Origin of the sequence: Pseudoxanthomonas sp. F11 (assembly GCF_037046485.1) — a bacterium.
Lineage (GTDB): Bacteria > Pseudomonadota > Gammaproteobacteria > Xanthomonadales > Xanthomonadaceae > Pseudoxanthomonas_A.
Genome location: NZ_JBANLZ010000005.1, coordinates 24,717 through 37,849, shown reverse-complemented (window position 1 = coordinate 37,849; position 13,133 = coordinate 24,717). Strand labels below are relative to the sequence as shown.

Genomic DNA, 13,133 nt, shown 5'->3' with positions numbered 1-13,133 from the left:
CCGATCCCTGCGAAGCCTTCCGGTTGGCGTTCCGGGCCCGGGCAGCTTCCCGGCGGGCCTCAGCATCGAGCCGCCACATGATCCCGCGCATGCATTCCGGGCGAGTACGGGATCACAGGAAGGATGAGGCAATCGAGACACGCTCTGAGTGAGGTTCTCGCGATGAGGTCAACCATGAAGGCAAGGCGCGCAGTAGTTTGCGCACTCTTTTTCCCAGGAGCGGCGTTGGCTGACGTTCCTACGGACGTTTATTGCTCCGAGAGATTCTGTGTGCAGATCGCGCATCACCCCGAGGTGCATCCAAAGGATAGCTACGTCTTCCGTGGCAAGGAGGGGGTAGAGCACCACGTTGTCAGGTTCGAGGACGGGGCTGTCCTATCTGTACTAGCAACCCCGAGTCCGAAGGGAACTTGCGCGGTCAGCGCCATCATGATGGAGCCACTGAAGGACGGAGAGTTCTTCGGTAAGGGGTGTGTGAAGTCGACGACGCGTGTTCCGGATTTCCAGCTCGCGGTACGCCTAACGAGCCGCCAGGAAGACGCCCGATACTTCTTCTCCCGGACTCATCCGACTATGTGGGGCGCCGCGCGAGATGGCGAGGGTGAGTCCCCGGATGTGGCGACTGAAGTGCTCTTGATCCGGTCCAAGCCTCAGTCCTGATGGGCCGGCCGGGATGAAGCAGATAAACCGATCCTGTCACTGTTCATTGCCGAGAGACACCGCCAAGCTAAGTGATTGAAAAGTCTACAAGGCAAACAGTTTCAGAAGCCCGACTACTGCACCGCCCATCGCAGTGGTGTCTGAAGAAAGGTGAACCAAGTCACTTACTTTTGAAAACCATGCCACCGGCGAAGACTCGGCTAATATTTATGCGACCGATAGGCGCCCGGCCGTCAATCCGGTCTTAGCCACAGAAGCGAAATTTGACTCACAGACCTTCGCCTTCTGATTGTGGCGACCGGCTTCCAGTCGATGGGCTTGCCAGCAGTCGTAGTGCTCAGCTCCGCTAGGGTGAAGAACGCAGCAGATGCGTACCCCCTAGCAAGTACTCGCTTGTAGACCCGCACACAGTTCTGAACATGCTCAATGTCATCGCTTCTGTCGGCCATCATAGATGAAAGCTGCTGCAAGGCCTCCTGAACGGGCCTGGACAGGACTCGCCCATCAAAGAAAAGTGAGTTCTTGACCCTGTAGGCAACGAGCAACACCAATGAGACACGTGGCTTCCATGCATCGTGGATAGAGCTTTCGTTGATACCCAGCAAAGCTCTCTCTCGCTCAGAGAACGAGTCAGGGCTGAATCTACTCGCCACCATCGACGTTACGGACTTCATCGTCCGTTCGAACGATGGTGAAAGCTCTAGAAAGTGCGGATTTCCTCTACCGGCACCCGCCGAGATTCCGGCCATCTCCTCTGCATCCGCGCTCTCCTCGATAGGGCGATGTCTAACCAGTGATGACCTGGCAATATGCCCTTCCTTTGGACGCTCTCCGACGAACCATGGGAGCCTGCGGGATCCAATAATGCGCAAGACAGAACCATTGTCAGTCACTGCATTCATGAATCCGCAAACGTCTCTAACGCCTCTACTCGCCAATGCCCACTTCAAGTAGCGACGAGTCTGTCGAAGTCTTCGCTCAGCAATCCGATCGGGCTCCTTCATGAGCTGACCGCCATCAACGAAGTCATACCCACATGCGCAGACTAGAGGAGGCATCTCTCCCAGAAAGCATTTCCATAGCGGCTCGGAGCAGCGAGCGCAGCTACTAACGAGATTACTTCCATGCCAAGGGCAGCGGTCGACCCATGGCAACTGGAACATCATTGAGTGGAATCCGGTAGAGAGGCACTCTTCACATGCGGTGAGCTGTGGGCGCCAGTAAGGCTTCCTTCCGCCAAAAATTTGCCAGTCACTTGGAGTCCAATATCTCGCCAGCATTGATGCTGTTGGAACTCGCTCAATTAGCGCAATTCTAAGCTTCTCAGATAGGCAAAGCCTTTGTGCCCAATCCTCACCTCGCTTTAGTCGAAGTCCGAGTGCAGAAAAGGCGCTATCGGAAGTAAGAAAATTCAGTCGTAGCGTCTGAATAGCGAAGCCCAACGGAGAGATTCCGTCAATCTCTTCAACCCTTCGATGAGCTATCGAGCGCATGCCGTCGCTGCTACTCACGACTGAACTCTACTGCGCCCGATATGCCATCAAACACGGCAAGATCAGAGAAACGTATGGCCTGGACCACTTGTTCGACATTAAAGTCGCTGAATCCGACCTGGCAAATGGTTCTCGTCGTCAGATGGAAAGCGATGAGCCAGAATGACTTCATTGGCCACTCGTCCTTTGGAGAGTGGCCTGCAGCTACGCGAATCCTGGATCCTTGCTCCCAAAGCATCTCGCTTGCGTAACGCATCCGAAACTTCGTCTCGTACAGGGCTGGAGCGACGTGACGAGGAAGGCTGATGCCTGCTCCTGGCGCCATCTCGACCTCATCTTCAAAACGCTCAAGGAAAAGCGCTGCGTCTTCCACTCCTCGTATTCCGTGAACTCGATGATAGCGAGTCAGAAATCGACTCTTAACTTGAGGCGCAGTGACAAGCGTATTGATCTTCTCTTCCTTGCCCGAGGTGTGGTAATCCTGAAACAAGAAAACGACGAAAAGCCTTACACCATTGTCGGAAAGACGTTCATCGATACTGACGAAGTGTTGAAACGCTCGAGGATCAAGTAGATTGGCATCATCAACAATGAACATGTAGCAGCCTGCACCCGCCATCTGCAGCTGCATGGATACCGTACTGACAATCCTGTCGAACTTCAGCTCTGGATGCTGGCGTGCAACGACATGGACCCCAAGCTTGCTAAGGAACCAATCTAGAAATGCGTTCTCGCCGCTGCCGATATCGCGTACAACGGCACGCCTCGCTACGTACTTAACGGAGAACCAGTCGTGGTAGCTGCAAATGTACTCGGCGAGCGTAGTTTTCCCAAAGCGAGTCTGAGAATGGAGGCCTATCCCGCTATATTCCGACTCATATGCCGAGGCTATTCTTGTGAGCGCATCTTCCATGCCGGCGCTTGGCACGATCGCTTGTCCTCTTGAGTTGAAGATCGTGCTCACAACGGCTTCCCTCCACGTCCCAGGTTTACCCGTCCTGATAACGGAACGTAGATGTCCACCTTGGTTACGCTCGTGGCCGTACTTGTGTCGCCCTCGACTCGCGCCTTTAGTGGCTCCGCCACTTTCTCTAGGTAGTTCTTAAACTGAGTTTCTGTCGTTGCTGCTTCTCTGCTTGATGAGAATCTTTCGCGCAAGTGATCCCGAAACGCTCTCACGCCGTCATCAACACCTCTGATCTCAAACTCTCCTTTGCTTGATCTTTTGTGTATAAGGCTTCTAAGAGCAAGGCTATGCTCACTGCGACCCCAAGGCCGCAATGCTCTTAGAACCACGAACAGATCACCGTTCTCATCATAGACATGCATGAATCTACCGTCATGGATGTCGATTTCTGCCGAGTACTTTCTTCCCAGAACGTCCCACCGGTTCGTCAATGACACAGACCTGTATCTGGCGTACTTGTACCTAACATATGGCTGTCTCTTCTTTCTCTGAGAGCCGGTGAAGGTTACTGAGATCCTCATCTTGGAGAGATCCCGGGCCCTATCCTCATGATTCCTTGTTGAAAAGATCCATCCTCCAGATCCGAGGAACGACTGTAACGCCTGAGTTGGGGATCGATCTTGGAGAGATTCCAGCCGCGAGACGTTGTAGCCGCTGATACCTACGTCCATGAGATCTTCTAGTGCGGTAATGTCCGTCGGGAGGTCTGCAACTTCGCTCGACTGTGTTCTAACTCGGACATCGCTGCTAGCTCCTGGTGGCCTGTAGCCTCCGGGAAGCTCGCGAATCACCGCATCTGCGACCTTCTTGTTCCACGCCTCAAGAAGGGATCGGGTCTCTGGAACATGGCTTCTTCCGAAGTGTATGACGCCGAAGAGCCCGCTTGCCATTCTCTGCCTGTTGACTTCGAGCCTGTGTGCCATCGCGTTGTCAATACTCGTTATGGCTCCCGTCGCTACGAACCCAATTGCGTGCGATGTCCCCACGCCCGCCCCAGAGATGTACTTCATGTTTTGGCTTACTAGTTCTCGTGGCGACCACTCCCTCATGGTCCGAGCCATTGCCTCATTGAAGTCTGTCCCGTTGTAGTTGACCGCAAACGAGAGTTTCCAGCTTGTGCATAGACGCAACAGCGCCATGTATCCAGCGATAAGCCATGTGCTGAGAATCTTCTGTAGAAATTGACCTCCATCGGCATCGGTGCCCTCGACGTTGAAGTCACAGTCCTTTTTGTGTCCATCGAACTGAACCCAGTCGGCCGGTTGTAATGCGAAGACCTCAGTGAGTTGGCTAGATATCGATGAGTCCTCCACATCGAAGCCGTCGTCAACGAAGACACTGCCGGTCCTTTGCCTGCGCAAGAATCCTATTACTGATCTTCGTGCGAAAGTAGGGTCGTTTGCAGGGTATCTGTCTTTTGGGACATTCCCTTTTATCCAGCTCTTTGCTTTCTTGAAGAATGAGTCGAACTTGGTGCTAGGCGCGTTGCGCCCCGGGATTGGCCCAGCATAGTTGAGCAACATGTGCTCGAACTCAGGTGCCGACTGAAGAAACGCATTGAATGCATTGGGCCCGGCATGAAGCGGAAAGGTTCCTGATGCCGATTTCTTGGATCCACGAACCAATTTCGGCATGCAAGCGCGCCATCCCCATGGTCTGCCGTCTGGCGCATTCTTCATGGCGTTTCGTATAGTTGATGAAAGCGTAGTTGGATTGACTCCATACAGATCAGCGGCACCTCCAACAGTCTTCCCCGCGGCAACAGCGCGCAGCGCATTCTTTCGTGCGTCGAACGACAAAAGTTCTTTTTCCGACGCATTCGATGGAAGGAACTCATCCCAAGTTGATATTGCCCTTAGGTCTAGGTCATGCATGAGCAGCCTCCTTCCAGCGAACCTTAGAGCTCACACGAAGTCGCTCATGCAGGTCGATCGATAGCACTCCTTTATGAATCAGCAAGCAGGTCGCGCTTCGTATGTCCCTCCAGTCGAAGGGGTCACACAGGCTCCTCTCAATTGCATAGAAGGAGCTGATTGGATTTGCTTCCATGCAAGAAGTCACCGCGCGGACCAAGGTTTCGATACCTTCCAGGCCGCTGGCCGCTTGAACGTAAGGGAGTAGTTCTAAGCGCGTAGCGTTAGCAACTCTGTTGGCGAGGATCGAGGCCGGCTTCCGGATCGTCAGCGGCATACCTGCCGACTTGGCTGCGCCCAGAAGATTGGTGCAAATCCGCTCTTCCATTCTTACCGCTGGCACGGTCGGCTTGGGCTGCCTTCGAAAGATCTGATAGCTCTCAGCAGTATCAGATCGTCTACTCCAGAAGCAGAGCTCAAGATCCGCGCCGTCTACCGACAGCTTTCTAGGGCGTTCTACGTACGTTGTGATCTCAGGGTCAAACTCCAGCTCAAGTGCGATCGCCAAACGACATGGCTCAATAACCTTTACGAGGCGACCACCATTCTTTGGAGAGAGGAACATGTATGTGTCGAGTGTCTTTTCCTCAGACTGAGAGAGTGCTCGCGGAGTGAATGCTGCTTGGGCCACGCTGTCAGAGTCAGGTTTCCTTGCGGTAGTTCTAGGCACGATCATGGCCTCCACTACGAGTGACCTTGTTCTCATTGATCCTTTTCATGCATCACCCTGCTTGTTTTCTGCAGTTAGTGAGCCATCGCCTGCCTTTTGATAACTGGCTTCTGCGTAGAGCGGCCACATGGCGTAGCCTCTCTCGGGGACGACCACCAGAAGCCATGCCAGCTTTCCGAGAAGCTCGTCGTACAGCGCGAAGCCTTCATATACAAGCGGACAGGAAGCGTCGCCTCGAGGCGACGCTGGGTCATGAACGACTTTGACCCTGTGGTAGAACCGACCGGGCGTCATGGCTGGTCGAGGCTGCGCTTGCGAGTAGACGTTGTATCGAGGTTGAGTACCTTTCATGGGCTCCTCCAGGCAGTTCTTCCGCGCACCCGAACTTCCGAAAGGGAAGGGGTGTACTTTGGGGAGAAAAGGGGGTAGCCTCAGACTTGCTCGTAGTCCGCAACACCCCGCGCCCGGCCCCCGCCGGGCGTATTCATTTCTCTTGTCGGGTCAGGGTGAAGCCCTGATGAGGTGCCCGGATGGAAGGCGGCACCGTCCCTCGTTCAGACCCGAAATGACCCAAATTCGGGAGAACTACGGCATGCGCGTTGATGTGCCATTCGATAGATTTTGACTATCGAATGACTGGCTGCTCGTGTTGTTCTGCGCATTTTCGCGACCGTATCAGCCGGGCTGTTCGTGCGCAATACCCTAAGAAAAACCCCATATCCTGGCTTTTCTGGTGATCGAACATCGATCAGGGGAACGATTGATACTGTGAATTATTGTGGGATAAGAGTTTTAGCGTTTTGCGCTAATCAAAGTTTTAGCTGATGACAGCGCAGCTCCACCTGACCATTAGGTGTCGCGTTGTACTTTCTCGTTGCCGCGTGCTCGGATGCCATGCAGGAATTCGAATGCCGCAGCGTTGAAAGTCAACGTGATGGGCGGAGGCACCACGTCCTCACGTATCGCCGTTTCTAGTACGGCAGAACACGTCCGCTTGTCTGGACGACTGAATAGCCAAGTCAGATAGTTGGCCAGTTCCTCATTGAAGCCGACCTGCAAGCCGGCCGCGATCGCGGCATGCGGGAGGTCGATATCAGACAGGTCGAACTCACTGCCACCTAGCGTTGAGCGCGGCCCTCCGGCCTCTGCAGTTTGAACGAGGCACCAGTGCACATGTAGTTCCATAGATCCACCTTTACCGATCACGAGAATGCTGGCGAAAGTCATGCAGGCTTGATGACCAGGGTCGCGCAACAGTTCGGTCGTGCTCTCCATGTCTAGCCACAGAGAGTAGGCGCGTCTTAGCTGTCGTGGGATTGCATGACACACTAAGATTAACTTAGTATCCAGCAGACCGGGGCTTCGGTCATCCTTTCTGGGGTGAGAACCGAGGCCCCAGCGTGTCCAACCCCATTCCCGCACGACCCATCTTCGCTCTCCGATTGGCCCAAGCGCGCGCTCGCGCCGGGCTGTCGCAGGCGCAGCTGGGGGTGCTGGCCGGCCTGGAGCCTGAGGTGGCAAGCCCCCGCATCAACCAGTACGAAAGGGGTGTCCATGAGCCGCGCTCGGAGACGGCGCGCCGTCTAGCCGAGGCTCTGGGCATTCCACCGGCATTCCTCTATACCGAGGACGAGACCTTGGCCAAGCTACTGTTGACCTGGGTCGACCTGAAGCCCGCGCAACGGCGCGATCTCCTGAAACAGGCCCAGGCAGCCGTTCCTGCCGGCAAGCGCAAGCAAGGCTCCAGGAAGGACAGTTCCAAGCCTTCTGAGAGTGATTAAGGCCTTTACGGCCCCAGAAGTAGAGCCCGCACCCTCTGTCGGTCAACTCACCCAGTCGACGGCCTAGGGAAGTCGATGAGGGTGTCGTTCACACGGCTGTGGTGATTGGTGAAGGTGACGGCCCCCATCACCAGTAGCGCCTCCACGATCTGCTGATCGGAGTACCCGGCGCTGCGAACTCGCGCGCACGCACCTGCTTCACCGCCTGGGCCCGGAACTCACCTGTGTATTGCTTGCTGTTGCCCATGAGCACCTCGGTCATTGCCATCAATCATGGCGTCCGGATTTCTAGGAAAGGCGTGCTGGTCCAGCCTTCGACTCTAGCTTTTGCCACAGACGGGTAGCGGAGTAGGGATTAGGGCTCGTTATCGAAGGTAAGGTCGAAGGCACGTTCTGATTCAAAGCAAGCCACTACGGGAGCCGCCTGGTGCGGGTCTTCGGTCGACGGGGTTGAAGAATCGAGTTCTGCAACGGTGTAGAGCCGAAGCGGACGCTGGCCTCGCTCAGCTCAAGGGACACGAAAAGCCCGCGACAACTATTCGCGTTGATTAGCTGAAGCTCGGCTGCTGCCCCCCTCACGCCGACCCGGTCGCCATGTGTGCCCCGGTCGTGTTTGAGATAGGGTCTGCTGCGCGGATGCGCTAAGGACCTAGGATGTCGCCGACGATATTTGCCTGTCCCGCCGAAGGGCTTTTCGGAATAAGCATTCGTTCGACCCATCCTGCCCCGGACGCAGGCCTGCGTTCAGCAAGCCGGCCTTGGTCAGCACCCGCGCTGAAGCTTCATTCTCAGGGTGAATGGTCGCGATCACCTCAGCCAGTCCGAGATTGCCGGCATGGTCTAGGAGCGCCGTGGCGGACTCAGTGCCAAAACCTCTTCTCCAGTGCTCGCGATGCAGCGCGTACTTGATCTCGGGGACGGCCTGGCCCGAGGGGTGCACGAGGCCGCAGAAGCCCACCACCGCTTCGGTGGCGCGCTCGACTAGGGCGAACATGCCGTAGCCGCGGGTGGCATAGTTGCGGAGCGTGACCTCGATCCAGCGCTCGCACCCCACTCGATCCAGCGGCGTGCCGTCGCCGACGTAGCGGACGACGTCCGGGTCGCCATACACGGCGAGCATTGTGTCGACGTCAGCGCGGTGGAGGCGTCGAGCCAGGAGCCGGGCAGTTTGGAATACGATCTGCGACATCGTGAAGGAGACTTGGCGGCCAATGAGGTAAGGATGTCGGCGCCGCGGCGAGCCCCGCTACGGATTTGACCGGGCGGGCCGACCGATCTGGCCTAGATGGGTGTGGGAGAAGCCCAGGGCGTACTTCAAACCATAGCCGAGCATACGGTCGAAGCCGATATGGCTGGCCCAAATCAATCCCACCATGGCCGCCCATGTCTGCCCGCCGCCCCCCCCCAGACCCAGCAGCGCCAGTGGGCCGATATAACTGTGCGCCGCGTTGTACAGCAGGGCTCCGGTTCGGGGTCCCCGCAGGTAACCCAGCAAGGCCAAGTCCGGAAGGAGGAAGCAGGCGGCGAAATAGCCCCAACCGTAACCGCCCTTGGCATAGAGCGCGGCGAACAGTAGGAGGGCAGTCCCGCCCTCGAGGCGGAGCAGGCGTTGCACGCCACCCGTGGTCGATCCGGTCGTCATCATGAATTCCTCGCAGGTGCTTCGGGCGCTTCGTCAGGGCGGTGCAGTTCTGCGCTTTCTTTGGCGGGATCGCTTCGAACCCGAATACAGGGCCGCGTGGCTGCGTCGGCCTGGTTGCGCACGCTTTCGGCCAGCGGTTCGGCCCAGTACGCTCTGGCCCAGCGTCGAAGCCAGGGGTCGCCGTCGGCGATCGCCTCCACCTGTTCCTCTAGTGTTGTGCTGTCGCCAGCGGCGCCGGTGATCCGATCATGCGCGTCGCACAGCCAGTCGGCCAGCTGTCTCGCATACTCGGTTTCGCGCATGGGCGTTCCATGGCCGGGAATTATCAGGCGAGGTGAGTCCTCCAACAGCTGGGCCAGCACACTGGCCCAGGAAATCGGGTCTACATTGAACGCAAACGGCACCGGCGCCACCAAGATGTCCCCGACCGCCACAACCCGATCGCGCGGCGACAGCACCACGAGGTCACCGGGCGTGTTGGCCGGGCCCGGATGGAGCACGGACAGGGGCCGCACAGGATCGTTGAGCTCGAGGCGGTCCCAGACGAATTCCGTCGGCAGCTGGATCCCGGCCTCGTCGAACTGCGTGGCGTAGTGCGCAACTTCGTCTGCCGTCCGGGCGTGGCCGCGACGCTCCGCGGGCGAAAGCGCCGGATCAGCCGCGAGTATCCGGTAGTTGTCGGCCACCTTGGCCAGCGTCCCGCCCAACCGAGCGGGCTCGCGGAACGGCGCCAACCCCTCCTGCATCTGGTCGTGCGTGTGGCGGGTTGCGATCAACCTCGCCCGGGGCCAGCGCGCCAGCAGTTGCGCCGCACCGAGCGCGTGGTCGGCATGCCAATGGGTGATCACGAGGGCCTTGAGCGGCGCCGGTCCCAAGCGCTGCAGCGCGTCGGCCACCTGGCGTCCCGCGGCAGGCGTGCCGCCCGCATCGACCACCACGAAGCCGTCACTCTGGCGGAAGATCGTGACGTTGCCGAGGGGTTGCACGTGGAAAGGCTCGCGCTGCGCCATCACGTGGATCCCGGGCGTCACCTCGCGAATCTCGTGCCCGTATGCACGGATCGGGTCGGCGTCGGCCGCCGCGAGGCCGGGGAAAAGGAGCGCGAGGCCGGAGGCCAGCGCGGCAGGCAGGAGCATGGGGAGATCCTCTTGGGGGCTGGAATCAGCGCCGCTTGATCGCGCTGAGGTGGCGGAAACCGCCGCCCGCGATCTGAAGGCCATCGCGCCGACGGTCGAAGTATCGGGCATTGAGGTCGGCGGGACCCAAGTCCTGCTCGACGTCGAAGCCCGCGTCAGAGAGCAGGGCCCGCATACGGTCGGGATCGGACGACGACCGCCACGGCTCGCCCCCCGCCGCCATCGCCTCCGCGGTGGCGCGCATCATCATGCCGTCCATCGCCGGCAGCAGGTCTTCCCTTAGGCGATAGTCGAGCACCAGCGTGGAGCCCGGGACGAACCGGCCGAAGGATGAGAGCATGCGCGCGACTTCCTCTTCGCCGAGGTAGACCAGTACGCCGAGGATGGAGATGGCCATGGGCGCCGTCAGGTCGGCGCCCCGGCCGGCCAATGCGTCGGGAACGGCCCCCTTGCGGAAGTCCAGTCCGATCCATTCGAGCCCGGCCGGCTTCCGCCAACCGTTCGCCTCGAGCGCGGCCGCTTTCCAAGCCTGCATCGTGGCCTGGTCGAGTTCAAAGACGCGCACCGCGGAGCCGAACCGAGCGGCGCGTAGGGCCCAGGTGTCGAGCCCGGCGCCGAGCAGCGCGTACTGGCGGGTGCCGGACTCGATCGCCGCCTGCAGCCGCTCTTCCGCGAAGCGCGAGCGCGCGACGATGCCCGCGCGCATCGAGCGGGCCGCCACGCCGTTGTGGTGGAACGCATCGACGCGGGCAGCGGTGTCCGCGCCGAGGATCGGCAGTGCGAACGCATCGTCGAAGACCCGCGGTTCGTCGAGGACCTGGTGGATCGCTCGGGACAATGCGACCCGGAACGCGGACGGACTGGGGCAATCCGGAAGGGATGGTGCGTGGCTCATGGGCAGGTCCTCTGGTGCGGGGGGTACACCTTCCGGCCTGACGCTGCGTGAGGGTCAAGGGGGGTCGAGAAGGGCCCGGAGTTCGGGACCTATGAAGTGCCCCAGCGACAGGATCGGCTCGCGCTCGTAGGCCGCCCGCAGGCGCGCAGCGAGGCTGGCATCGTGCCGCACCGTCCGCGCCAGCAGGTCCTGGTATCGGCGCCGGAGCGCCCCGACGCGGCGATCGTCGGGGCGCGCGCCCGACGCGAGCAGGGCCTCGCCGTCGGCCGCGAGCTGTTCCCATTCCGACGACGCCGATCCGTCTAGGCGGGCCAGCCCGTCGTCGCCTAGGTGCCGACGGAGCGCATCGAGCCGCGCCTCGATCGCTTGGCCCAGATACCTCAACAGCGCAGGGTCAAGGCCGGCGTGCACCGCAGTGGCTGGCGAGCGCTGGTGCATGTTCGCCCACCGCAAAACCACGGGCAACTCACCGCCGAACACGCGCATGGCCACGTTCATCCAGCGCTGCGCCAGTCGCTGCACGTCGGGGGACAAGACATCGGTGCCCCCTGACTGGCAGACCCTGATGGCGGCGGCGATCGGACCCCAGTGCGGCTGTGCCTGCCGCCACCGGACCAGCAGCCCGCGGATGTCGAGGGTTGGGAGGTACTTCTGGTATTCGGCCAGCAGGCCCGTGGCACCCAAAAGGGAATCGGCCGAGCCGGGATCGTCCTCCAGCGTCCAAAGCAGCAGCCGCAGCCCTTCCTTGGCCGCGCCGGCCTGCGCGATCGACCTGTCCAGCTCCGCGATCTGCTGCCGGATGACCTCCCGAGGGTCCAGGTCGTTGCCGGCGAGAATGCCAGCTATCGCATCGAGGCCGATGCCGGTCCGCTTCAAGCTGACGATCAGGTGCAGCCGGCGGATGTCCGCCGCGTCGTAGAGACGGTAGCCTGATGGGCTGCGGGCGCTGGGGCGTAGGAGGCCGATGGCGTCGTAGTGGTGGAGGGTGCGCACGGTCAGCCCGGCGCGTTTGGCGACCTGGCCGACGGTGTAGAGTGCGGAACCGGATTTGGCGGCCATGGGGTCCGCGGAGTGGTCAGACCGTGGCATCGAACTGGCGGCAGGCTTCGATGACTTGCCGCGCGATGGCCTGGGGCGCGGCCGCGCCGTCCGGCGCGAGGAAGACGTGATGGGACTTCGTGGCGACGAGCGCGATGTCCGCCGGACGGTCCGGCGCACGCCCGCCGGGAAAGGCGCTCCGATGCTCGCGAAGGAAGGCCGCGGCAGCGCGGGTGGCCTGGTGCGCCCGTTCGCTCGCGGCATCGGCGTACCGGAAACGCCAACGCCGGGACTGTCGATCGATCGCCTCGTTGCCTGCCGGTATCCCCGCGGCCGCGAACAACCGGCAGTCGTACTCGCGGCAGGCGCGCGGACGGCTCGCGTAGATGGAGCACTCGTTCCGGTGCAGCAGGGCGCAGTCGCCCGATGGCGTGATTGCCACCAATCGCTGGCCCGGCGACCGGGCACCTGCGGCATGGACCATGAGCCGGGAGGGAATGGCCATCCGGCTTGACGCTTCGCCGGGTCCGACCGGGATGAAGAAGCCCGCGCGGCAGCACGCGCGGCAGTTGCCGCATTCGACCGTCATACCCGCCCCAGATGACAAAGAGGTCAAGAAGCGACCGAGCCACTCGATGAAATCCCCTGCGTCTAGCGTGGGGGCCTCCGGCGGAAAGTAGGTGCAATGTGGCATATGGCGTCAAGATTCGACGAGCGCGAATCCATGTGGGATGCTGAACGCAAAGCGTAAACATATTGCCGATTGCCGCCAAGCCAAGGGCACTGTTGTGCGACTTGCATTCAACTTCGATGATGTGCGCGACAGACTGCGTCGCTTGGCACCAAGTCCCGAGCACGCGTGCAATACGCGCTGATGATTTTCAATCTCAACGGCACCCTTGCGAAACCTCGCTACTTATTGATTTGCATGCGATATG

General features: G+C 60.0%; 12 protein-coding genes. 1 reads left to right on the top strand and 11 read right to left on the bottom strand.

What is annotated here, in order from left to right:
- Positions 1-2,163: 2,163 nt before the first annotated feature.
- The 5 genes from V8246_RS14900 to V8246_RS14880 form a co-directional block, all read right to left on the bottom strand.
- Positions 2,164-3,117, bottom strand: coding sequence for a hypothetical protein (locus V8246_RS14900; RefSeq protein ID WP_336189902.1), 954 nt, complete (start codon positions 3,115-3,117; stop codon positions 2,164-2,166).
- Entirely contained in the window at positions 3,114-4,994 is a 1,881-nt protein-coding gene (locus V8246_RS14895) for a hypothetical protein (RefSeq protein WP_336189901.1), read from the bottom strand. Before V8246_RS14895 ends, V8246_RS14900 begins: the two co-directional genes overlap by 4 nt.
- Entirely contained in the window at positions 4,987-5,598 is a 612-nt protein-coding gene (locus V8246_RS14890) for a hypothetical protein (protein WP_336189900.1), read from the bottom strand. Before V8246_RS14890 ends, V8246_RS14895 begins: the two co-directional genes overlap by 8 nt.
- Before the next feature lie 150 nt (positions 5,599-5,748).
- Complete coding sequence (locus V8246_RS14885) at positions 5,749-6,054, bottom strand: hypothetical protein (protein ID WP_336189899.1); 306 nt, start codon at positions 6,052-6,054, stop codon at positions 5,749-5,751.
- 498 nt (positions 6,055-6,552) lie between these two features.
- On the bottom strand, positions 6,553-6,978 hold the full coding sequence (locus tag V8246_RS14880) for a hypothetical protein (protein WP_336189898.1): 426 nt from the start codon (positions 6,976-6,978) through the stop codon (positions 6,553-6,555).
- A gap of 125 nt (positions 6,979-7,103) precedes the next feature.
- Here V8246_RS14880 and V8246_RS14875 point away from each other — a divergent pair, with 125 nt between their 5' ends.
- Entirely contained in the window at positions 7,104-7,484 is a 381-nt protein-coding gene (locus V8246_RS14875) for a helix-turn-helix transcriptional regulator (RefSeq protein ID WP_185896100.1), read from the top strand.
- 649 nt (positions 7,485-8,133) lie between these two features.
- On the opposite strand, the gene V8246_RS14870 is transcribed toward V8246_RS14875, so the two are convergent.
- The 6 genes from V8246_RS14870 to V8246_RS14845 are packed head-to-tail and all read right to left on the bottom strand — an operon-like array spanning position 8,134 to position 12,784.
- On the bottom strand, positions 8,134-8,673 hold the full coding sequence (locus tag V8246_RS14870; protein WP_336189897.1) for a GNAT family N-acetyltransferase: 540 nt from the start codon (positions 8,671-8,673) through the stop codon (positions 8,134-8,136).
- A 57-nt stretch (positions 8,674-8,730) separates the two neighbouring features.
- On the bottom strand, positions 8,731-9,126 hold the full coding sequence (locus V8246_RS14865; RefSeq protein WP_336189896.1) for a DUF4260 domain-containing protein: 396 nt from the start codon (positions 9,124-9,126) through the stop codon (positions 8,731-8,733).
- Positions 9,126-10,262 carry an MBL fold metallo-hydrolase gene (locus tag V8246_RS14860; RefSeq protein ID WP_336189895.1) on the bottom strand — a complete coding sequence of 379 codons (1,137 nt, stop codon included), beginning with the start codon at positions 10,260-10,262 and terminating at the stop codon, positions 9,126-9,128. Before V8246_RS14860 ends, V8246_RS14865 begins: the two co-directional genes overlap by 1 nt.
- Before the next feature lie 25 nt (positions 10,263-10,287).
- Complete coding sequence (locus V8246_RS14855) at positions 10,288-11,157, bottom strand: SAM-dependent methyltransferase (protein ID WP_336189894.1); 870 nt, start codon at positions 11,155-11,157, stop codon at positions 10,288-10,290.
- Between the two features lie 54 nt (positions 11,158-11,211).
- Positions 11,212-12,216, bottom strand: a complete 1,005-nt coding sequence (locus V8246_RS14850; protein ID WP_336189893.1) for a MerR family transcriptional regulator — start codon at positions 12,214-12,216, stop codon at positions 11,212-11,214.
- Positions 12,217-12,232: 16 nt separating this feature from the next.
- Positions 12,233-12,784 carry a YkgJ family cysteine cluster protein gene (locus V8246_RS14845; RefSeq protein WP_336189892.1) on the bottom strand — a complete coding sequence of 184 codons (552 nt, stop codon included), beginning with the start codon at positions 12,782-12,784 and terminating at the stop codon, positions 12,233-12,235.
- Positions 12,785-13,133 lie beyond the last annotated feature (349 nt).

Coding starts and splice junctions, on each gene's coding strand:
- V8246_RS14885 (WP_336189899.1), bottom strand. CDS start 6,054: ATGAAAGGTACTCAACCTCGATACAACGTCTACTCGCAAGCGCAGCCT.
- V8246_RS14895 (WP_336189901.1), bottom strand. CDS start 4,994: ATGCATGACCTAGACCTAAGGGCAATATCAACTTGGGATGAGTTCCTT.
- V8246_RS14890 (WP_336189900.1), bottom strand. CDS start 5,598: ATGTTCCTCTCTCCAAAGAATGGTGGTCGCCTCGTAAAGGTTATTGAG.
- V8246_RS14855 (WP_336189894.1), bottom strand. CDS start 11,157: ATGAGCCACGCACCATCCCTTCCGGATTGCCCCAGTCCGTCCGCGTTC.
- V8246_RS14860 (WP_336189895.1), bottom strand. CDS start 10,262: ATGCTCCTGCCTGCCGCGCTGGCCTCCGGCCTCGCGCTCCTTTTCCCC.
- V8246_RS14865 (WP_336189896.1), bottom strand. CDS start 9,126: ATGACGACCGGATCGACCACGGGTGGCGTGCAACGCCTGCTCCGCCTC.
- V8246_RS14870 (WP_336189897.1), bottom strand. CDS start 8,673: ATGTCGCAGATCGTATTCCAAACTGCCCGGCTCCTGGCTCGACGCCTC.
- V8246_RS14845 (WP_336189892.1), bottom strand. CDS start 12,784: ATGACGGTCGAATGCGGCAACTGCCGCGCGTGCTGCCGCGCGGGCTTC.
- V8246_RS14850 (WP_336189893.1), bottom strand. CDS start 12,216: ATGGCCGCCAAATCCGGTTCCGCACTCTACACCGTCGGCCAGGTCGCC.
- V8246_RS14880 (WP_336189898.1), bottom strand. CDS start 6,978: ATGGAGAGCACGACCGAACTGTTGCGCGACCCTGGTCATCAAGCCTGC.